The sequence below is a fragment of the Culturomica sp. genome (assembly GCF_003524185.1).
Lineage (GTDB): Bacteria > Bacteroidota > Bacteroidia > Bacteroidales > Marinifilaceae > Culturomica > Culturomica massiliensis.
The window spans coordinates 1-22,586 of record NZ_DOED01000038.1 but is presented as its reverse complement, the minus strand read 5'-3'; the positions used below and the strand labels follow the sequence as shown (position 1 = coordinate 22,586).

Annotated in this window: 16 protein-coding genes and 1 tRNA gene; 2 read left to right on the top strand and 15 right to left on the bottom strand. The window is 43.2% G+C overall.

Annotation, left to right across the window (positions count from 1 at the left end):
- Positions 1 to 20: 20 nt before the first annotated feature.
- Positions 21 to 716, bottom strand: coding sequence for an MBL fold metallo-hydrolase (locus DD657_RS12885; RefSeq protein ID WP_437124782.1), 696 nt, complete (start codon positions 714 to 716; stop codon positions 21 to 23).
- 274 nt (positions 717 to 990) lie between these two features.
- On the opposite strand from DD657_RS12885, the gene DD657_RS12880 reads away from it, so the two are divergent.
- Positions 991 to 1,197: a heavy metal transport/detoxification protein gene (locus DD657_RS12880; protein ID WP_353745298.1), complete on the top strand. Its 207-nt coding sequence runs from the start codon at positions 991 to 993 to the stop codon at positions 1,195 to 1,197.
- Positions 1,198 to 1,203: 6 nt separating this feature from the next.
- Positions 1,204 to 1,977: an exodeoxyribonuclease III gene (locus DD657_RS12875; protein ID WP_118774202.1), complete on the top strand. Its 774-nt coding sequence runs from the start codon at positions 1,204 to 1,206 to the stop codon at positions 1,975 to 1,977.
- 125 nt (positions 1,978 to 2,102) lie between these two features.
- Here the strand turns inward: DD657_RS12875 and DD657_RS12870 are convergent.
- From DD657_RS12870 to DD657_RS12805, 14 genes are all read right to left on the bottom strand, one after another.
- Positions 2,103 to 2,177 (bottom strand) — tRNA-Val (locus DD657_RS12870).
- A gap of 174 nt (positions 2,178 to 2,351) precedes the next feature.
- Complete coding sequence (locus tag DD657_RS12865) at positions 2,352 to 2,762, bottom strand: acyl-CoA thioesterase (protein WP_021988005.1); 411 nt, start codon at positions 2,760 to 2,762, stop codon at positions 2,352 to 2,354.
- Positions 2,763 to 2,981: 219 nt separating this feature from the next.
- Positions 2,982 to 4,322 (bottom strand): alpha-amylase family glycosyl hydrolase, encoded by a 1,341-nt coding sequence (locus tag DD657_RS12860; protein ID WP_021988006.1) that lies wholly within the window; start codon positions 4,320 to 4,322, stop codon positions 2,982 to 2,984.
- 78 nt (positions 4,323 to 4,400) lie between these two features.
- On the bottom strand, positions 4,401 to 6,275 hold the full coding sequence (locus DD657_RS12855) for a glycoside hydrolase family 13 protein (RefSeq protein ID WP_287050156.1): 1,875 nt from the start codon (positions 6,273 to 6,275) through the stop codon (positions 4,401 to 4,403).
- A gap of 123 nt (positions 6,276 to 6,398) precedes the next feature.
- Positions 6,399 to 8,705: a glycoside hydrolase family 65 protein gene (locus DD657_RS12850; protein ID WP_068691350.1), complete on the bottom strand. Its 2,307-nt coding sequence runs from the start codon at positions 8,703 to 8,705 to the stop codon at positions 6,399 to 6,401.
- 23 nt (positions 8,706 to 8,728) lie between these two features.
- The gene (gene pgmB, locus DD657_RS12845; protein ID WP_118774204.1) at positions 8,729 to 9,400 is read right to left on the bottom strand and encodes a beta-phosphoglucomutase; all 672 of its coding nucleotides are present in this window, start codon (positions 9,398 to 9,400) and stop codon (positions 8,729 to 8,731) included.
- An 11-nt stretch (positions 9,401 to 9,411) separates the two neighbouring features.
- Positions 9,412 to 10,746: an SLC45 family MFS transporter gene (locus DD657_RS12840; protein WP_021988010.1), complete on the bottom strand. Its 1,335-nt coding sequence runs from the start codon at positions 10,744 to 10,746 to the stop codon at positions 9,412 to 9,414.
- Between the two features lie 470 nt (positions 10,747 to 11,216).
- Positions 11,217 to 12,230: a LacI family DNA-binding transcriptional regulator gene (locus DD657_RS12835; RefSeq protein WP_021988011.1), complete on the bottom strand. Its 1,014-nt coding sequence runs from the start codon at positions 12,228 to 12,230 to the stop codon at positions 11,217 to 11,219.
- Positions 12,231 to 12,373: 143 nt separating this feature from the next.
- The gene (locus DD657_RS12830) at positions 12,374 to 14,284 is read right to left on the bottom strand and encodes an alpha-amylase family glycosyl hydrolase (RefSeq protein ID WP_287050151.1); all 1,911 of its coding nucleotides are present in this window, start codon (positions 14,282 to 14,284) and stop codon (positions 12,374 to 12,376) included.
- A gap of 319 nt (positions 14,285 to 14,603) precedes the next feature.
- Complete coding sequence (locus DD657_RS12825) at positions 14,604 to 16,262, bottom strand: DUF8037 domain-containing protein (RefSeq protein ID WP_287050150.1); 1,659 nt, start codon at positions 16,260 to 16,262, stop codon at positions 14,604 to 14,606.
- A gap of 15 nt (positions 16,263 to 16,277) precedes the next feature.
- Complete coding sequence (locus tag DD657_RS12820; RefSeq protein WP_287050148.1) at positions 16,278 to 17,405, bottom strand: hypothetical protein; 1,128 nt, start codon at positions 17,403 to 17,405, stop codon at positions 16,278 to 16,280.
- A gap of 20 nt (positions 17,406 to 17,425) precedes the next feature.
- Entirely contained in the window at positions 17,426 to 17,893 is a 468-nt protein-coding gene (locus tag DD657_RS12815; RefSeq protein ID WP_021988015.1) for a DUF5004 domain-containing protein, read from the bottom strand.
- A gap of 15 nt (positions 17,894 to 17,908) precedes the next feature.
- Positions 17,909 to 19,294 carry a RagB/SusD family nutrient uptake outer membrane protein gene (locus DD657_RS12810; protein WP_021988016.1) on the bottom strand — a complete coding sequence of 462 codons (1,386 nt, stop codon included), beginning with the start codon at positions 19,292 to 19,294 and terminating at the stop codon, positions 17,909 to 17,911.
- Positions 19,295 to 19,305: 11 nt separating this feature from the next.
- On the bottom strand, positions 19,306 to 22,386 hold the full coding sequence (locus DD657_RS12805; RefSeq protein WP_287050146.1) for a SusC/RagA family TonB-linked outer membrane protein: 3,081 nt from the start codon (positions 22,384 to 22,386) through the stop codon (positions 19,306 to 19,308).
- Between the last annotated feature and the right edge of the window lie 200 nt (positions 22,387 to 22,586).

Here is a 22,586-nt window from a genome sequence, read left to right as displayed (position 1 = left end):
AATTTCTCCCGGTTTCTCATTTACTGCAATTGCCGGATGCGAACATCAATATGCTTATCCTTCTTCAATAAATCCTTCAAATCCTGAATCTTGGTTTCTCCATAATGATACGGATACAAAATCCGGGGCTTTATCATCTCAGCAGCATGGGCAGCCTGAACCGGAGTCATCGTATAAGGCTGGTTCACCGGTAAAAAAGCAATATCTATATTTTTCAATTGCTTCATTTCCGGTATATCCTCCGTATCTCCGGCGATATAAACCCTCATCCCGCCCAACGTCAAAATGTAACCGTTATCCCGGCCCCGGGGATGAAACTGATCTCTCCCCGGTGTCGTATTGTATGCCGGTACAGCCTCAACATTCAAATAGGACACCGGACTTCGCCGATCCCCATTCTTCATTGCAATTCCTTTGCCCAATTTCTCTTGCGAAGCCGGATTGACAATAATTAAAGTCGACTCCTTCTCCGTTGCGGCAATGGCCTTCGGATCAAGGTGATCGTGATGTTCATGCGTTATTAAAATCAAATCTGCTTTCGGAAATTTACTGTAATCGGCATAGTCGGACACAGGGTCCACCAAAAGAACGTGTCCGTCGTATTCGAGCATCAAACTCCCGTGTTTTACAAAAGTAATGACCAAATCTTTACCTTCCGGAGTTTTAAACCGGTCCTGTTCAAAACCCAATCCCTGGGCGGCAAATGCCGTCAACATACAATATAGCATAATAACCTCCTTCATAACTGTAATCTTTTATGTTATACTCTATATAGAACCATAAAGATATAAATTAATTACAGGATTTTATTGTGCCCACAGATTTCACAGGTTTATTTATGATTCAGGATTTTGTCGCGACGTAATTATCATCAATTATTCAAGTTTATCGTGGAATTGACCTATATGCCTAATTAAAAATCATAAATCCAAAGTCCGGTATGTCCTGAATCTTTTATATCTTTACTACATAAAATTAAAAACAATGGAAATGAGAAAATATAAAACTACGGCAAAATGCCAGGGATGCGTTGCTAAAATCGCTCCCTTCCTGAACGAAATCATGACACAAGACCAATGGTTCATCGACCTTTCTACACCGGATAAAATACTGACAGTAACTTCCGACTGTCCGGATAATGTAATTTTGGAAGCATTGCAAAAAGCCGGCTTCAAAGGTGAACTCCTGAAACAATAACACCTTATGAAAATCATCACTTACAATGTAAACGGCCTGCGCAGTGCTCTTTCGAAAAATTTCACAGGGTGGCTCGAAGCAGAGCAGCCGGATGTCGTATGCTTACAGGAAACCAAGGCTCAACCCGATCAAATCCCTACCCTTGAATTTGAGATGCTGGGCTATCGGTCCTACTTCTTCTCTGCCCGAAAAAAAGGATACAGCGGTGTCGCCATTCTGAGCAAACAGCTCCCGGACCATGTCGAATATGGCATGGGTATTCCCCGTTACGATGATGAAGGCCGGTTTTTACGGGCCGACTTCGGGGATTTATCCGTCGTAAGCGTTTACCATCCTTCGGGGACCAGCGGGGACGAAAGGCAAGCTTTTAAAATGGTTTGGCTGGAAGATTTCCAGGTATATGTACAGGAACTCAGCAAAAGCCGGCCGAAATTACTTCTTTGCGGGGACTACAATATCTGCCATCGTCCCATCGACATTCACGATCCGGTACGCAACGCCACAAACAGCGGATTTTTACCCGAAGAAAGAGAGTGGATGAGTCAGTTCCTCGACAGCGGATTCACAGATACCTTCCGCTATTTTCACCCCGAAGAAGCCCATCAATACACCTGGTGGAGTTTCCGCGCAAATGCCCGTAACAACAATAAAGGCTGGCGAATCGATTATTGTATGGCCACTCCGGCAGTTGTACCCCTATTAAAGGATGCCTATATACTACCGGCGATAAAACATTCTGACCATTGTCCGGCCGTTGTCGAAGTCGAACATGAAGTATAAAAAATAAGTATATGAATCCCGGATAGATAAAATCTATCCGGGATTCAAGTTTCAGACAGTACAAAATGCCTTTTACCTCGAACCGGTACAATAAAAAAGAGAGGCCTTAAAGCCTCTCTTCTGGGTGGGTCCTGAGGGATTCGAACCCCCGACCCTCTGGGTGTAAACCAGATGCTCTGAACCAACTGAGCTAAGAACCCGTGCAGTCTGTTCTGATTGCGGGTACAAATGTAGTGCTTTTTTTCTTTCCGCCAAAATTTTAAACTTTTTTTTGGAAGTGATTACTAAAAAAAGATTTCATCCAACATTTCACTTGCCTCCATCCGTTCACCGGAATCATCCCCAATTTTACAACTACAACTCCGAGTGTACACTCAATCCTTTTTCAAATAATCTGCAAAAATTTCATCGAATAACTCTCCCCGGGTAAGACGCCCGTTATCGACACACACCGATTCTACCCGTCCGTGTGCACATAACTTCATATCCGGCAAGCGGAAAATGTCTTCGAAAAATACCAGTTTAACCCCTTCTCTAGCAATATTCAGCTTAACGACAAACCGGTCACCGCTTGTCAACGATACCTTATAATCAATTTCCACATGAGCCACAACGGCATCGATTCCCCGTTTGTGAAGTTCTCCGAAATTTGCTCCGGCAGCTTCCAGAAATTCATGCCGGGCATGTTCCATATAATGCTGGTAATTGGCGTTATTGACAATGCATTGCAGATCACATTCGTAATCACGCACCTTCATTTCCAATTCAAACTGATATTTTTTCATATTGTTTTACTTTCGTCATTAAACGACACAAAAGTAAGAATAAGTGCTGAATTTGAAAAAATCAAAATAATCCGGATTTTGATTTACAACTCTGAATCAATACGACCGGCCTGTGTCTATTTGAGGCAGAAATTACACAATGAGTCCGTCCCAGTGTGTAAAAATAATTCGCTTTAACCCGGTGTATCCATCAAAATTGTAAATCAAAAACAAGAGTGTTTATTCCCGGATGAACACTTTAAACCCATTCCCCGGTAAAACAATCTCTTGTATATCTTTCCGCTTTTCGTCAGAAAAATATTCCGTAAAATTTCCGGACACGATTTCATCCAAATTCACTTTCTGATCGCTTCCGGTAAGGTTTAATACAACAACCAAAACATCTGTTCCGGCAGTCCGCTCAAAAGCAAAGGTATTCTTTACATTATCCTGCCCTAGAATACGGAAAGTACCTTCATTCTCCCCAGCCTTCAGTGCCGGGTGTTTATGTTTCAGATCATTCAGCTTTTGATAAAAGCCGGCCAAATCCGGACGCAGATTCCAATCGACAGAATCTTTTTCAAAAAACGAAAGCCGTTTATTCAATCCTGCTTCCTGTCCTGTATAAAGCAAAGGCATTCCAGGTACGGTATAAGTCATGACAGCATAAACAGGGAAAGCTTCACCCATACGTTCCTCTATGCTTCCCTGCCAGGAATTCTCATCGTGATTATCGATAAAATTCATAATAATTGCCCGTTTCGGGTAGAGGGTATCCACCTTTTGAAAATATTCGGGTAAGGCATAACCGTCCTTTTTGCCTTGGGCCAAATCGTTCATCAAATGATGTAAATCCCAGCCATAACATGCATCGAATGCTTTCTGTGTTAATTCAGGTTCCCAGGCTTCTGCCAACATAAATACCGGCTTAATGCTATCCAATGCCGGACGCGCTTCTTCCCAGAAATCGGTCGGCACCATAGCGGCCATATCACAACGGTATCCGTCGATGTCACATTCCTGAATCCAATACTGTAAACTCTCAATCATATAACGACGCATATCCCGGTTGTCGTAATTCAGATCGGCTACATCACTCCAATCCTCAACCGGACTCACGATCTTTCCGTCTTTTTGCGTATACCAATCCGGATGCTCTTCTATCAAAGGGTTATCCCATCCCGTATGATTGGCCACCCAATCAAGTATCACTTTGAAACCAAGTTCATGTGCCTTATTGACAAGCGATTTAAAATCCTCCAACGTTCCGTATTCCGGATTTACTTTGCGGTAGTCCTGCACGGCGTAATAACTTCCCAAGGAACCCTTACGGCCTTTCTCCGAAATCGGAGTGATCGGCATAAACCACAATATATCTACTCCCAGTTCTTTCAAGCGGGGTAAATGCTGCTCGAAAGCTTTAAATGTTCCTTCCGGTGTATACTGCCGGATATTCACTTCGTAAATAGAGGCATCTTCTGCCCATTTTGCAACCTGAGGAGCTTGTTCCTCTGCTTTTTTCTGTTGCACACACGACATCGCCAACACTGTCATCGCTATAAATAAGATAAATTTAGACATACGCTTATCATTTGAAAATTCAGGGACGGGGAAACCTGAACAGAAGATACGATTCAAGTTTCCCGATCCATATTCCCATTATTCTAACTCTATTACCATGGCCGTTTTTGCCGGTATTGTCAAAGAATCCTGTATATTCCGGATTTCTTTTCCGCTGATCACATCTTTCCCGGCAGTAAACCCATTCAGCATTTCCGAAAAACGCTTCGTATCGATCGTCCTGGCATCCTCATCTGAATTGTTCAATACCACCATAACCGTTTTATCGTCGTTATAACGGAAATAAACATACACTTCATCCTCGGGTACAAAATGTTTCAGTCCCCCGGTATGAATCACCGGATTTTCTTTCCGCCAATCGAGTAGCTTTTTCATAAAATCATATACTTCATTCTGTTCTGCCGTGCGACCTTCGGCTGTAAATGCATTGACTTTATCACCGGGCCAGCCTCCGGGGAAATCACGGCGGATATCTCCGTCTCCCCTCTGTTTTTTACCCCTCATCATAATCTCTGTACCGTAATAAATCTGCGGAATACCCCGGGTTGTCGATAATAGGGTAAAAATCAACTTGAAATCCGGAATTTTACCGTCGAGCACCTCCCAGATTCTTTCCGTATCATGATTATCTGCAAAAATCAGCAAATTATACGGATAAGGGTAAACGTAATCCCGGGAAAAATTGACATACGGGCGCATAATACCGGTATCCCATCCTTGTTTTTCCTTTGTAAATACCGTCAATGCGTCCAACAACGGGAAATCCATCACAGCCGGCAACTCTGAGTTATAACCGTCCGGATTCAACGCATCTTTCTGCCAGTAAGCCACTTCTATCGGTTCATGTACCCAGGTTTCTCCCACAATATTGAAATCGGGATATTCTTCCATAACCCTGCGGTTGAATTCCGACATCGGTTTTCTATGATTGTAAGGATATGTATCGATACGTAATCCTCCCAAATCGGCATATTCGATCCACCAAATCGCATTCTGTATCAAATAATCCATCAACAAAGGGTTGTTCTGATTCAAGTCAGGCATAGACGTGTCGAACCATCCTTTCGTATTCAAGGTCCGGTCTGCCTCCGATGCATAAGGATCGGTAACCGTTCCGATCCGGTAATTGGAACGGGTAAACTGATCGAACTGATGAATCCAATCGGCAGACGGCAGATCTTTCATCCACCAATGAGCCGATCCGCTATGATTGGTCACCACATCCATAATCAATTTAATCCCCCGCTTTTTCGCCTCTGCGGAAAGACGTTTATAGTCCTCGTTCGTTCCGTAGCGGGGATCGATTTTATAGTAATCCGAAATGGCATACGTATGATATGATGTCGTCGGCATATTGTCTTCCATGAGCGGCGTACTCCATAGGGCAGTAATTCCCAGATCATTCAGATAATCCAGGTGATCGATTATCCCCTGAATATCGCCTCCGTGACGTCCGTTCAAAGATTTCCGGTCGGCTTTTTCTATTACGTCCGGGTGACTGTCATTTGCCGGATTTCCGTTAGCAAAACGATCAGGCATCAGCAAATAAACGACATCCGAGTTATTGAACCCTTCCCGGGCCGCTGAATTTTCCTCCCGGGCCAGTAACGGATATTTCCAGGCAAATGCCGTTTTATTACCTTTTTTAAAAACAATATCCATCTCGCCGGGCCGGGTGTCCTTCCCGATATTCAAATAGATAAATTGATAATTCGGATTTGTCGTCGTAACCACTTTTTCTATTTCCACGCCCGGATAACTGATTTCCGGCCGGTAAGCGGCTATATCCTTCCCATATACCAGCAGCTGAAGAGAAGGATTTTTCATCCCAACCCACCAATTCATCGGTTCCATCCGCTCGATCGGATTAGCCGTACTCTTTTTAGCCTGTGCAGCCATGGGCTGATATCCTCCGGCAACAAGCAATAAAATCATTATTCCTACTAATTTCATTTCCAGTAAAATTTATTGTACATAGATTTTGCCGAAAGCCAAAGAGTTATAGTTCTCATCTCTATAAAACCCTGCGAACCTAACCCGAAGTTAATTTACAACACTCCGGCTTTCAACTTATCGTCAAATTTCCAATTTGGAATCTTTCACAATCGTATATTTTTTCCCGTCTACCAAAACCTCAGCATCTTCTCCCTCCTCGTTGAAGATTATGGTCCGGCAATGCTGAACTGTCACATTCAAAATATTACCACGATGCATCACTTTGAACGAAAAAGCTTTCCAGCTTTCAGGTATTGCAGGCCGGAACGATAATAAACCGTCCTGTATACGCATACCGCCAAAGCCTTCCACAATTGACATCCAGGTCCCTGCCATAGAGGTAATATGCAAGCCTTCGTGAGCTTCCTTGTTATAATCGTCCAAATCCAAACGGGCCGTACGCAAATAAAGGCTGTATGCTTTCGGCATATCTCCGATCTTGGCTGCCAAAATAGAATGTACGCAAGGCGACAAAGAAGACTCGTGCACACAACGGGATTCATAAAATTCAAAATTCCGTTTGATGCAATCCATATCGAATTCATTTTCGAAAAAATAAATACCCTGTAGCACGTCCGCCTGTTTGATAAAACAACTTCTCAGAATACGGTCCCAGGACCAATGCTGATTCAAGGGCCGGATAGCCGGATCCAGGTCGGCAGCAAGAATCTGTTCCTTATCCATATAACCGTCCTGTTGCAAGAAAACTCCCAGTTCTTTGCTTTCGGGAAAATGCATATTTTCAATCATATCTTTCCATTTCGCCGTTTCTCCCTGGTAATCCATTTTCATCTTCCCGATCAATTCCTTAAAACGAGCCAAATTGCGCCCCTTTACTTTCTCCAGGCATTCAATGGCGTACTTCATACACCATACGGCAATCTTATTGGTATACCAATTGTTATTGATGTTGTTTTCGTATTCATTCGGACCGGTTACCCCGAGGATCACGTATTTTTTCTTTTCTCCCGAGAATGTGGCCCGTTGTGCCCAGAAACGGGCAATCCCGGTCAACACTTCCAATCCGTATTCTTCCAGATAATGATCGTCCCCGGTATAATTGATGTACCGGTAAATAGCATAGGCAATAGCCCCATTACGGTGAATTTCCTCAAAAGTAATCTCCCATTCATTGTGGCATTCCTCTCCATTCATCGTCACCATCGGATAGAGCGCAGCGCCATCGGTAAAGCCCAGCTTTTCTCCGTTCTCAATAGCCCGGTCAAGTTGCTTGTAGCGATATATCAACAAATTACGGGTAACTTCCGAATCAGCTGTTGCCAGATAGAAAGGCACACAGTACGCTTCTGTATCCCAATAGGTACTGCCGCCATATTTTTCCCCGGTAAACCCTTTCGGCCCGATATTCAAACGGGCATCGTCCCCGGTATACGTCTGTTTCAACTGGAAAATATTAAAACGAATTCCCTGTTGTGCCTCCACATCACCCTCTATCACAATATCAGAATGTTCCCAAATGTTTTTCCACACCAAACGATGCTCTTCCAATAAAGTATCAAAACCTTTACGACAGGCATCATTCACCAGGATACGGGCATTCGGCAACAAATCCTCCACGCCGTGATTCATCGAACTCAATACCGCCGCATATTTATAGAAACAAATCTGCTTCCCTTTTTCGGCAAATACGGATACTTTATTGGCCACATATTTCAGGTCTACAATCGTATCATCGTCTGTCGTCTCATAATCGTTCCCTCCGACGGTAATAGCATACTTGATTCCGATGCCTACCTGAAAATTGGTTTTCTTGGTTTGCGAACGCAGATAAGCTTCCCCTTTCTGCGAATCGGTTTCAATAATATCCCAGAATTTCTCATCATAATTGGCATCCTGATTTTTTATATCACCGTCGATGTAAGAGGTAAACACGATATCCCCGCTAAAATTCAAAGGAGTAACAGCATAACGTATAGCTGCAATCTCCTTATTCGCCATACTGATAAAACGGCGGGTATTTACTTTAACTTCATCCCCGTTCGGCAGAACTGCCACAAAAGAACGTTCCAGATACCCTTCCTTCATATTCAATATCCGGACAAAATCCTTTACTTTACACTTCGCCAGATCGAGTTGCTCTCCGTTAATTTCAACATGAATACCATTCCAATACGGTGCATTCAATACCTTCGCAAAATACTCCGGATAACCGTTTTTCCACCAGCCGACACGGGTTTTATCCGTATAATACACGCCCCCGATATAGGTCCCCTGTAAAGTATTACCGGAATATTTTTCTTCAAAATTCGCCCGTTGTCCCATTCTTCCGTTACCAAGGCTGAAAATACTCTCTGATGAACGATGATTCTTCGGATCAAATCCTTCTTCAATGATACACCATTCATCTGCTTTCAAATATTTATTCATGACAATACAGTTTTAATCTAAAATCAAAAGTTCAATATTTCTCCATTGTTTATTATTTTCAGTTTTCCTTTTTCTATACTTAAATCAAGGAATCCTCCGACAACGGTATCAGCTTCCCGGAGTGTTACAGAGTCTCCGATCCCGACACATTTCATGCCGGCCCGGTGAGCTGCCTCAATACCGGCCCGGGCATCTTCAAAGACTACGCAATCCGCAGGAGAAAGATTCAATAGCTCCGCGCCTTTCAAAAAAACTTCCGGGTCTGGTTTTGCTTTACTTACATTCGTCCCGTCGGCAACGGCATCGAACAAATTTTCAATGCCGACCTGGTGCAAAATCGTCTTTGCATTCTTACTGGCCGAACCCAAGGAAATTTTTATACCCTGATCGCGTAAGGTTTTCAGAAAAGTAAGAACTCCCGGCAAAACTTCGTCCGGAGTCATTTTCAAAATATACCCGAGATATATTTCATTCTTTTTGTCTGCAACCTGCAGCTTCTCCCCCTCACTTAAATGTACTCCTCCGATACTCAATAATATATCCAACGATGCCATCCGGCTGACCCCTTTCAAACGCTCGTTATCTTTTTCCGTAAAAACAAAACCAAATTCATCCGCTATTTTTTTCCAAGCCAGGTAATGGTATTTTGCCGTATCTACAATCACCCCATCTAAATCAAATATACATCCTTTCATATCCTTTCTTTTTATCCTTCATTGTGATGTGAATAAGTTTCTTTAATAATAAATACGCAAAACGCTCCGACAATCAGGAAAATACCGGCCAACACCAGCATGCCGGCCTGATTCCCACCGATCAGGCGTAATAACGAACCACCGACCAGTGCAGCCACGATCTGCGGTATACAAATCGTCCCGTTGAAAAGTCCCAGATAAGCCCCCATATTTTTCCCGGAAACGGAATTAGTCAAAATCGTAAAAGGCATTGCCAGCATTGCCGCCCAGGCAAATCCGATCAAAACATACGAAACAAAAAGCAGATATTGGTCATGAATAAAAAATGTAGAGATAAAACCGACACCTCCCAATACTAAACTCAACGAATAACCCACTTTGCGCGATTTGAACATAGGCAACAACAACGCCCAGCATACAGAACCGATCGCCTGTACGGCAAATAAAACGCCCACCCAGTTACCGGCTTCCTGATAACCCGCAGACGATGTATCGCCCGTACCCCATACATTGTGGGCAATCGCACCGTTTGTATAGGTCCACATGTACATAAATGCCGCCCAGGAAAAAAATTGTACCAGACCGACTGTCCAGAACACTTTCGGAGCATGGAGCAATAAAGAAATAAAATCGCTTTTTTCCTTCTTTTCTTCTGCCGTAATACCGTGGAATTCCTCAAATTGTTTCGGAGGCATTTCCTTTACTTTAACCACGGTATAAATCCCGCAAAGGATTAAAATAACCGCCCCGATGTAAAACGAGTAAATCACCGTATCGGGAACAATTCCCGGGGCCGCCGTATTTTGTATGCCCCACATAGCAAATAAAAACGGGAAAAGATATCCAACCAGACTACCGGCATTACACAAAAAACTCTGAATCGAATACGCCAATCCTTTTTGTTCCTCGTTCACCATATCACCCACTAACATTTTATAAGGCTGCATCGCCATATTGACTGACGTATCCAGCAACATCAACGAAATGACGCCGAACAGCATTGCATTCATATAATGCGTAAAACTGCCGGCATTCGGCATCAGACACATTACGATGACAGCAACTAAAGAACCGACGAACAGATAGGGAATCCGACGTCCGAATCGGGTCCAGGTCCGGTCGCTCATAGACCCCACAATCGGCTGCACAATGATTCCGGCCAAAGGAGGCAATATCCAAAAATAGCTTAATGTATGAGGGTCAGCCCCCAAAGTTGCAAAAATGCGGCTGACATTAGCACTTTGCAAAGCATAGGCGATCTGGACTCCGAAAAAACCGAAACTGATGTTCCATAAAGTCCAAAAGCCTAAACGGGGTTTACTCTTTAAAATTTTACTTTCTGCCATAATTCAATTTATTACGTTCCATCCGGAACCATTACCAAAAATCCATAAGGATAACCCAGGGTGATACACCCACTTATACGGAGAGTCTCCGTATGCGTTGAAAAGAAATCTGAAATTCTAAGCCGATTCAAATATACGACTATTCTTCTTCTCCGCAAACGTTTAAAATCGTGAAAAGCCGCAACGAGCCTAAGAAAACAAAGCCTCTTCCGGCATTTCAATCGGTTGCGGAAAACGGTACGAAAAAATGCATAATTCTTCTTAATTTAGATTTATTCTAAACAATATAAAGAAAAAACAAACGTTTAAAGGCAAATGACGGAGGATATTTTCGATCGGTCGGAGCCACAACATCACCAGTCTCTATAGAAAATTTTAGGCCAAAATAAAAATGAATCAAACTGAAACAGAATTACAAATCCCGAACAATTAAATCTACAGGAAAACTGAATTTAAAATTCCCGTCGGTTTTACCTCCGGGTCGAGCCCCGGGCAATAAGATTGGTTTTAATGACTTTCGTCGTTGTAGGGATCAGTTCGTCTTCGGAATTGATACGCCGCAGTAACAAATCGGTTGCAATTTCTCCCATTCTATCCCCATGTTGCTCCACCGTCGTCAATGTCGGATCGGTCAGCGTAGAGACCAAACCATCGGTAAACCCGCAAATGGCAACATCTTCGGGAACACGGTATCCCATATGTTTAATGGCATACATTGCGCCGGCTGCCGTAAGGTCATTCACGGCAAATATGCCGTCCGGCCTATCTGTCCGTTTCATCAATTGTTCGCCGATAATCATCGCATCGGCCTGATTATCGCATTGAATAATCAGGCTTTCGTCTATCGGTAGACGAGCATCTTTTAAAGCCTGTATATATCCCATTTGCCTCTTTTGAGCGATCTGCATCGTTTGAGGCGCTGATAAATGAGCGATGCGATGGCAACCGACGGATATTAAATGCTGAACGGCGGCATACGCTCCGTTAAAATCGTCAACCACGACCCGATCCGTATCGATATCCCCACAAATACGGTCGAAAAACACCAGAGGTATACCGGCCTGCTGCAACTCTTTAAAATGATCCACCCGCTGTGTTGTCTTGGCCATTGATATCAATACCCCGTCTATCCGGGAATTGATAATCGACTGACAAATCGACTTTTCCCGCTCATACTGTTCATTACTCTGAAAAATAACGATATTATAACCGTGCTGATTGGCGACCTGCTCAATACCACTAATTACACATGAAAAGAAATGATGAATAATTTCAGGAATAATAACGCCGATCAGAAATGTCTTTTTATTCCGTAAACTCAATGCGATCACATTGGGAGAATAATTCAGTTTTTTTGCCAATGCCTGTACTTCGCGTTTTGTATCCACACTGATATCGGGATGATCTTTCAACGCCCTGGATACAGTTGAAACAGATATGCCCAATATCTTTGCGATATCTTTTATGGTGACTTGTGTTGCCATAATATACGTTTATGCGGAAAGACAAATATACTTGTTTACAAATGTAAAATATTAAACCGATATTTTCCCCCGTCACCTCATAAAAATATAAAACAAATATGCCGACCTTTGTTTTAAAGGCCGGCACATTGAATTTTCCGGTGTCAATCATTCAGGTACACTCTATATTCTCCCGGTTGTAGTTCCATTGACATCGATGCCGCCGTCACGGTAAACGTATGATTGGTAAAATACTCCTTCCAGGTCCCCGTTTTACTAAAATTTATGTTAGCATTGACCGGTACGACATCGAAATTCGCAATTACACAGGCATCACCTCCGGATGATTTCAACAAAATTTGCTTGACAGGTTCCCCGACGCTGATCGTATAATCGGAAGTCGAAAAAGCCGGATAAGAATGCCGCAGTCGGTTCATTGCCGTAAAAACGTCATACAATGCTTTTCGTTCTGGTACATTATAATAATCCCAGCGCACCGGCTTTTTGGCCAACCGGTCGTCGTTCAACTGATAATCGTAACCAAGCTCTCCGAATTGCCAGATCATCTTCGGCCCGGGAAAACTCATCAACATCACGGCTGCAGCCCCTACACGTTCCAGGCTTGTATTCAGTTGCTTTACATTATAATTGCCCGCAACATTCCCATACGTCAGATTCTTATACATAATCCGTTCCTCATCATGGCTCTCCATATAGGCAATCAGATTAGGCTTACTCCATCCCCTTTCTTTATAGGAAGCCCAATGGATATCCGACTTACGTCTGCCGTTTTCAAACTCATGAAATCCCATTGTGGCTTCATTGAAGTTGTAATTGATATTTCCCCACAGCAGCAAACCGTAATCAGCCAATTCTTTTTCTTCATCGTTATCCGACAAATGTTCGCAAATCATCAAGGCATCCGGATTCCGCCGTTTTATCTCATCGTAAATCCGTTTCAGATTTCTAATACGGGCGGCATCATAGGGATTTCCCCACGAATCATTTCCACTGGCCGGATACGGGGTATTGGAAAAACCTTTCGTAAAGTCGAATCGGAAACCGTCGACTTTATAGTATTTCATCCAATGCGCACATATACTGTCCACTAATTTCTTCGTATATTGGCTTTCATGGTTAAAATCGGCCCCCCATTGTGCATCGGGATTGGCAAAATTAGATTTCTGATTATACCACGGGTTATCGGCAGAAGGTTTGGCTACCCCATCCTGATACATTCGTACCAGCGGACTCTGTCCATAGCTATGATTCAGTACCATATCCATAATAACGGCCATCCCGTTCCGGTGGCATTCGTCGATAAACGCCTTATAATCGTCTGCCGTTCCATAAGCCTTATCCGGGGCAAAATAGAAAGAAGGATTATATCCCCAGCTATCGTTCCCTTCAAATTCATTAAAAGGCATCAATTCAACCGCATTTACACCGAGCTCTTTCAGATACGGTATTTTTTCACGGGCAGCTTTGATTGTCCCGGCAGAAGTAAAATCACGCAGTAAAATTTCATAGATAACCATATCCTTCACATCGTCGATACGGAAATTAGCCACACTCCAGGGATATTCCGTCCGGCCCGTCGATACCACCATGGCAATCTCGGTGGTTTTTCCTGAAGGATAAGCAATCAGGTCCGGATACGCCGATGCGGGAATAGAGGCATCATTCCAAGGATCGGAAATCTTATCGGCATAAGGATCGGCAACCCGGATAGATCCATCGATCAGATATTGACATATATATTCTTTTCCCTTTTGCAGTCCTCCGATTTTAAGCCAGAAACGATCCCCGTCTTTTTGCATCTTATAGGCATTGGATATACTCCAATCGTTAAAATCTCCGATCAGATATACCTGACTTTTTTTCGGTGCAAACAAAACAAACGCCAGCGAGTCATCTGACAACTGATTGATCCCGTCCCGTAATCCGGACGGTATAGATGTATCGGGAGTTTCCGGCTCATCCGGTCCGGGGGGAACAATCGGATCATTTTCTTTATCATCGCTGCAAGCAAAAAATAAAGCGAGCACCCATCCGAATAAAACTAGATATTTCATATTCATTCCAAATTTAAGTCCACCGACTCATTAAATTATATTTTCTATTTCATTCTTATCGTCCAGGTAAAGATCGGCTTCAATTTACATTTGATACTTTGTCCCAGAAACAACGACATACGGAATAAAATACATTTACCTGCAAATTGCGATTGCAGACCCAATGAATCTGACAACAAATCAGTCTGCCAGACAATTTAAAATTTACAATCTAAAATCTACAATTTAGATGTGCCAAAGGCAGAAGCCGGAAAGTTTGTGAACCTGAAATACTTTAATGTCCATAAACTTCCGGCTTCAGTTTCATTGTTTTATAAGCTTATTTCTTCAAGAAAACGTAATGGCCTGTTATATCGTTAAAACGGATTTGATAAGTTCCGGCTTCCGGAATATTAATATTCGGAGTTGCAGGTGTCATATCTCCTTTACCGTAAGGCACCGGACCATTCCCCCAGGCAATATCCCAATTACTATCGGCACGGAATTTAATTTCTCCGGCAGGCAATTCCAATTCGGTCGTCCACATATGCTTATCATAAGCACTTTGAGTCATAAAAGCCTCCCGAGCCACATCCCAATTGTTATAAGCGCCCATCAGACCAATCTTGGTATACTCGGTCGGTGTTTCGGTCAAAGCCTCAAGCGTCCATGTCATATTCAGTAAATCGATCGTAACGGTATAATATCCTTCAACCGGTACAAAAAATGCGGGGTCTCCGTTACCGTTTTTCAACTCTCCGTCAGCTCCGGCATAGTACATATGATCCCATGAACCGAGATATTCTTCGGGGCAGAACTTAAAATAACAACCTTCTCCTCCATCCTGCTTTTTAAAGAAACCGGTATAGGTATAAACCCCGTTTGTCAACTCATTGTCGTCCCGGTAAGCCATAAAACCTTTATCGGTATTATCCCAGCCGTTCATATTTCCAACGAGATAAAGATTTCCGATTTTCTCCAGCGCTTCCAATTTTTCAACCTTATATGTCATCGTCGTAAAATCGGCTGTCACCGTATAGAAACCTTCTTCTGCCGGAGCCGGGATATTACCGGCACCGCCGTCACCGTTCAATTGCCCACCGGTAGCATCCGAAGCATCTCCGATTCCCCAAGCCGGATTCCAGGTATCCACACCGTTATTAGCTATAAATTTCCAACCGCCGGTTGCCTTTAACTTCACAATTCCGGCAAATACACCGTCGGAAACTTTTGTTAAAGCAATGCCGTCTTTTGTCGTCCAACCGGCATCCGAAGCATCTCCGACAATATATAAGGTATTTGGATAAACATTGACTTTTACAGTAAAGTTTTCTTCCGTTACCAAACCCGCCAAATCGGTCAATCGCAATTGCAATACCACCTGCTTTGAGGGAAAGCTGTATGGCAACTGAATTTTACGGACAAAATCGAACCGGCTGACTCCGGATAATTCTTCGGTATAATTTACCGATGTCTCAGCCTCACAAATCAATTCTACTTTCGCCAAGCCGATATTATCACTCAATGTCGCCTCAAAATCGAATTCTGCAGGATAAGTCGCGGTCAGGTCTGTATGTAACAGGAGTGCCGGTTTTTCAGTGTCTTTCATTCCGACCATCACCTTAATGTCACTGCTAACCGTCAATTTATTCGCACTATTCAATGTAACCGTAACAAAATACATTCCTTTCTGCACATTGGCAGGAACCGTGTATTTCTTTGCCAAAGCATATGTTTTACCGTCTATAACAATCAGATCATCCATACCCAAAGCAGTACAGGCTATATGAACCGATTCCAACCCGGACGGATTGGCCAAATCCGCTTTAATTTCGATTTCTGCTCCTTGCTCCGTCTGAATCAGCATAGAACCGGCCGGAACTTCAATTTTAGGCGTAATACTTTCCGGATCTCCCAACAGGTATTCGTTATCATCGTCACAAGCTGTCAGAAAGCTTACGGAGACAACCAACGCCAGAAAAAATAATATCTTCTTCATATTCGTTTCTTTAAATTATTTGACAAACGAGCCTTTTAAAACGGTTTCCGACTTCAATACTCCGGCAGAGAACGAAATCTCAATCGCAGTAGCCGAACGACCACCCTGGAATTGACGGGCAGGCAACAGCACCAACCGATAAGTATAATCGGCCGTTTTCACGGCAGCGATATTCAAGGTTTCTTTACCGTTATCCGTCGTTAAAGTCACAGCGCAACTCATCGCTTCATCATTATAGTTGTATAAAGGATCGGCTTCTGTTCCTTCGCTCCCAGCCTCAAAAGCAGATGTCTTTATAATAACCGGAAGCACATCTTCCGCAGTAAATTTACTCAGGAAAAACTCCGCCGGTTGTACCTTTTCCACCGGAACGGCAGAAACAAAATGGAAGTCCGAACCATTGTCATCGGCTTTCTGATCCCAGGTCCCGTTATTGAATACAGCCCAGATTCCGGTCACTTTCAAATCTTCCGGCACAGGAGCGTTTTCTTTCGAAAAATACTCTCCCGGAATCAGATCCAATTTCCATAAACCCGGATGCCCGTTTACCGGCTTCAAAGCCGTCCTGTTGAGATCGTAATTGAAATCGATCTGATATAATCCCCACTCGTTCAAAGCTCCGTGCATATGTACCGGACCATTTTCCTTATCCGTAATATTTCCACAATTGTTCAAATTTACCATAATGGAAATCGGCGTGTTTACACCGAAAAGATTCGGATATACAGCCCCGGTCAGTCCATCCATCTGGCTGAAATCATACAACAAAATCGGATCGGAATCATCGGTTTTAGCACTACCCGATTGAGTTTTCACCAATCCCTGTATCTGGGTAACCGGATTCGCATATACTTCACTACATTTAAATGTGAGGGTATACACATTATCCCCGACTTTGGTAAGCCGGTTCTTAGCTCCTGAATTATCCCAGGAACCGTTATTCAGGTTATCGCCGTTATTACTCCAGGCCCACAAATAAAGGTCTTCGCTCATACCCTCCAATGCCGTTCCCGTTACATCGATCGTCAAAGTTACGTCTTCCGTAAGGGTAAATGCTGCCGGGAATGTGGTAACCCGTGGTTTCTGTGCCCATGCACCAACTGCAAAAGCCAGCATGATCAGAATCAAACTATATTTTTTCATAGGTCATTAATCTTTAATGGTCAATTTTTAGTCAGCTCATAACGATAGCTGACAATGGCTTTATCCTCGGATTTACGGATAAACTTTATTCTCAAATTCGTCCCTTCTCTGGGAGGTGCCGCCAATGTAAACTGTGAGCTGACAGTTCCTTCGGTCAGATTAATCAACAAAGGAGCCTCTGCATCATCATAACTCCAGGTGCCGGATAAAAGACCGACAAAATTGGGCGTCATACTGCTGCTTTCGATAGAAAAACTTTTATCCTCATTGAATGTTACTTTATAACTGTCGAAATTAAAATAAGGCGTAATATCCATTTCTTTCTTCGTACCGGCCTCATCGGTCAGTGTTACGGATTTTACATTCCAGGTACCGATAAGAGCTTTAGTCTTATCGGAAGGAGCACCCAAACTGTAATCGTCATCATCGCAAGCCGTAAATACCAGGCCTGCAAACAATACCATCAATATATAATTGAGTTTTTTCATGTCTTTCGGAATTTATCAATTCAACTTAATGTCGGGGTTACCGTTCTGCTCTGAATCCGGAATCTGGAATAACAAACGGTTGGAATTCCAATCGTAACTCTTCACTTTCATATGCAAGCGTTTCATTTCATGCAAACGCTCTCCCTGCAAGGCCAGTTCCAGTCTTCTTTCCTTTTGCGCATTGGCAATCACCGTAGCGGCAGAAGCCTGATTAGACGTCTTCACGCTACCGTATGCCCGTTGCTCAATTTTCTGCAAAGAAGCAATAGCTTTCGACAAATTAATCTTAGCGGCAGCCTCAGCATAAATCAGCAATAATTCATTCTCGCCCATGATAATACAATCCATATTATCATAATCAAATTTCGTCGTATAATGTATTCCGTCTTTTGTCATATAAAATATCTCCCCACGCTTATCATCGGCGGCAAACTGCTCGAACAAATCGTTGGAAGCCATCCATTGAGCATCTCCTTTGGCTGGATCGTCGGTACGATACATACCTTTGATCGCTCCCCAGGAGTCATTGCTTTTCCCCGTACTCGGAATCATAAATATAACTTCCTGCGTAGCCGTGCCTTTGGAAGCCCGGGCAAACTTAGCCGTAGGATCGGTATCCAAATCATATTTATCGATGACCAGAGCTGCCGCTTTTTCGGCCTCTTCCATATTCCCCATAAAGAAATACACCTTGGCCAATACGGCATTAGCGATATCACGGGTAGCGAAACCGCAATCCCAGGTCCGGTTTGCCGGTAAATTAGCCGCAGCAAACTTCAGGTCCGAGACAATCTGTTCGTAAGTAACCCCGACACTGGAACGCTGAACGGTCACAAAAGCATCGTTCATGCTGGCCGTACCTCTTTTCCGTAAGGGAATACCCATCTGATCCACATCTTTTGTCGTTTCGTCATAAGGTAATCCGAAAATCCGTACCAGATGGAAAAATCCCAATCCCCGAATAAAACAAGCATCGGCTTCCAATTGTGTCTTTACTGCCGGATCGGCTTTTGCCAATATACCATCGGCCGTACTGCTGAATGCCGCAAAATTGGCTTTATTAATACAACTATATGTTTCATCCCAGGCATGACGTCCGACTTCATTAAACAAGTTCATACTATAACTCAAAATCTGTGACCAGTTGAACTCTCCTTTCAGCGTTGCTCCGTCTCCGGCCAATACATCCTGAGCCACAAACATCTCTCCCCCCATAAAACCGGTGGACCGGACAGAGCTATAAGCATCCACCATAAATTTCTGAAGATGTTCCGGTGAAGTCACCGTATCTTTGGTTAAAACCAAATTATCCGGTTTGATTTCCAGAAACCCCATGTTGTCACAAGCCGTAAACGACATGCTGGCTCCCAATGCTATTATAAATAGTTTTGTAAATTTCATCATTTTCAGTATTAGAACGTTATACTCAGGTTAAACGTAAAATTGCGGGCTTGCGGAACCGTCAGATAAGTGACGTTCATACTGAGGTTTCTCTGCTGTTGATTTTCCATATCCCGGAAAATTTCAGGATCCAAGCCTTTATATTTTGTCCAACAGAACAGGTTCGTTCCGGAAAAAGAAAGACGTACATTCTGCAAATGCATCCGTTTAACCAAAGACTGCGGAAGATTGTAACCCAAAGAAACGGATTTCAGGCGCAGGAAAGAAGCATCGTACAAATATTCCGTCGTATTCCGGGAAGCCTCTATCGATCCTTTGATTGTCGCCCGGTTCACATCGGTGCGGTCACCCGGTTTCTGCCAACGATCCAAAGCTTTTGTCTTCAGATTCCAGGCACCGAGATTGTTCATCTGGAATTTTTCGGCATCATCGTAAATATTACCGCCGATCTGGAAGGTAAACAAGAATCCGAAATCCCAGTTTTTATACGTGAAATTGTTATCCAATCCGCCGATATAATCCGGATAAGGGTGTCCTACAGCCTGACGGTCGCGGTCGGCATTATATTCTTTGGTTACTCCGATAGCCTTGCCGCTTTCATCCAACATCTGATACATCGGCATTCCGTCTGCCGGATCGATACCCAAAGTCTTCACCAGATAGTTGACTCCGATAGGCTTGCCGACCATAACACGGGTATCCCCGTTTCCGGCCAAAGCATCCGGACCGGCATTTCCGATATCTTTTACTTTATTGACATTGTGTGCAATGTTGAAATCTGTCGTCCATGTAAAATCTTTCTTTATAATATTCCGGGATTTGATATTGAATTCGAAACCTTTATTTTCTACTTTTCCCAGATTTTTCAATATACTTCCCCAACCCGAAGACGTGGACGTCCGGACATTCAGGAACAAATCCTTGGATTGTTTGTTGTAATAACCGATCTCTCCGGTAATCCGGTTGTTTAAGAAACCGAACTCCAACCCTACATCGAATGTATTTGTTTTTTCCCATTTCAAATCCGGATTCGCCAGTCCGCTGATATACCACAGATTAAAATTACCCGGATTCAGTTTATCGTTATTCACAATGTAATACATCTGATTCGGATCGATACTCGTCGTACCCCATTGTGCATAGTTCGGAATCTCGGCATTACCGGTCATACCATAACCCACTTTCAACTTTAACAGACTCAATACGTCTTTCACCGGATTCATAAAATTTTCCTCACTGATAATCCAACCTACCGAAGCTGCCGGAAAATCACCGAACTTATTGTTAGCACCGAAACGGGAAGAACCGTCCCGACGATAAGTGGCTGTTAACAGGTAACGATCCAGAAGCGTATAATTCAAACGGCCGAAGAAAGACACGAACGAATAGGCCTGGGTAGGACTCGTTCCCTTTTTATTTGCCGAACTCTCTGTCGGTAAAGTCGGATCTTTATACAACCAGTCTTCCTTACCCGGTTCGAATGTCACATTGTGATACCTGTAATCGGTTTCGGATTTCATAAATTCAGTACCGACCATTACCTTAAAACGATGAGCTTCGCCCAAATCAAAACTGTAATTGGCCAAAGCTTTAGCATTCCAATTCATGTTCCGGTCGTAATTCTTATTTGAAGAAGGCGTTGTCGTCAACACGGATGTCGTCAAAGCATATCTGTTACGTTCGGAAAAATCGATATTTCCTTCGGCACGTATAGACAAGCCTTCCAATATCTCATAATTCAGATAAAGGCTACCCATCACTCTGGATGTACGGGTTTTTGACTGACGGTTATGGATTTCCGCCACCGGATTCGTTCCGTCGGGGAATTTAAAATAAGTTCCATCCTCGTTGTATATCGGGAAATAGGGTAAAGCTTTGGACCAGGCAGTTCCTATACCTCCGTCCCAACCCACCGGTACATACGTTTCATCCGTATACGTATAAGACGCATTGATACCTGTCGTAAATTTTTTGGTTACGTTATAATCCAGATTCAAACGGGAACTCAGGCGTTTGAAGCTATTTTCTTTAATAAATGAGTTTTCATTACTTGCCGAAAGGCCGAAATAAGTTTTTAATCTATCATTTCCCTGCTGAACGGAAAAATCCACAAAATTGGACCATCCTGTCCGCAAAAGAGCGTCTTGCCAATCGGTATCGTTTTGCATGGCCTGTTCCCAGCTCAGACCTCCCAACAAAGAAGGACGTCCGTTATACTCCTGACCACCGTAAATGGCATCGTTTTCATAACCCTCCAGCAACAAACCCATATACTCTCTGGTATTCAGCATATCCAGCTTCTTTGTAATCGTAGATAAACTGGTCCGGTAATTTACATTAAATACAGGTTTCCCCTTTTTACCTCTTTTCGTCGTGATCAATACGACCCCATTTGCACCGCGGGAACCGTAAATAGCTGTTGCAGAAGCATCTTTCAAAATATCGATACTCTCAATATCATTCGGGTTGATAGTGGCCAGCGGATTGGTATTCGATGCTCCGATACGCTCTCCGGAATTCTGCTGGATAGGCATACCGTCGATCACATACAACGGATCACCTCCGGCAGTAATGGAAGCGATACCGCGTACACGAATAGCTGCACCGGCTCCGGCCATACCGGAAGTCTGAACGACCTGCACACCGGAAGCACGGCCTTGTAAAGTAGCATCGAATGAAGAAGTCGGTATTTTCAACACCTCATCTCCTCCGATTTTAGAAACAGATCCGGTCACTTCCCGCTTATTCTGAGTTCCATAACCGATGACAACGACTTCGTCCAATTGTTCCACATCTTCCTGCATCACGACATGTAAGGTTTTCTGATCCGTGATTGTTACAGCCTGAGGTTTATACCCCACAAAAGAAAATTCTAAAACGTTACCGTTTTCGACATTTAAAGAAAAGTTTCCTTCAAAATCCGTTGCCGTACCGGTGGAAGTCCCTTTAATCAAAATACTGACACCGGGCAAGGTCTCTCCTTTGGTGTCCGTAACTTTACCGGTCAATACTCTTTGTTGGGCAAACGCACTAACGGATAGCAGCATGCACAAAACAAAAAGTAATTTTACTTTCATATTTACGTACTTCATAATTGTTGAATTGATTTTTAATAGATCTGGGCTTAGAAAATCGTTTTTCTTTTTAACGTTTGCGTACTTTAATTCATATTATTATATTTAATGTTCGTTTTATTAAGTGAGGAACAGAGGGATTAAAATCCCTTCCGTTCCTTTATTTTTTCTTTCCGGTTCCTACCCAATAAAAACGAACGATTATATTGGCATTTCCG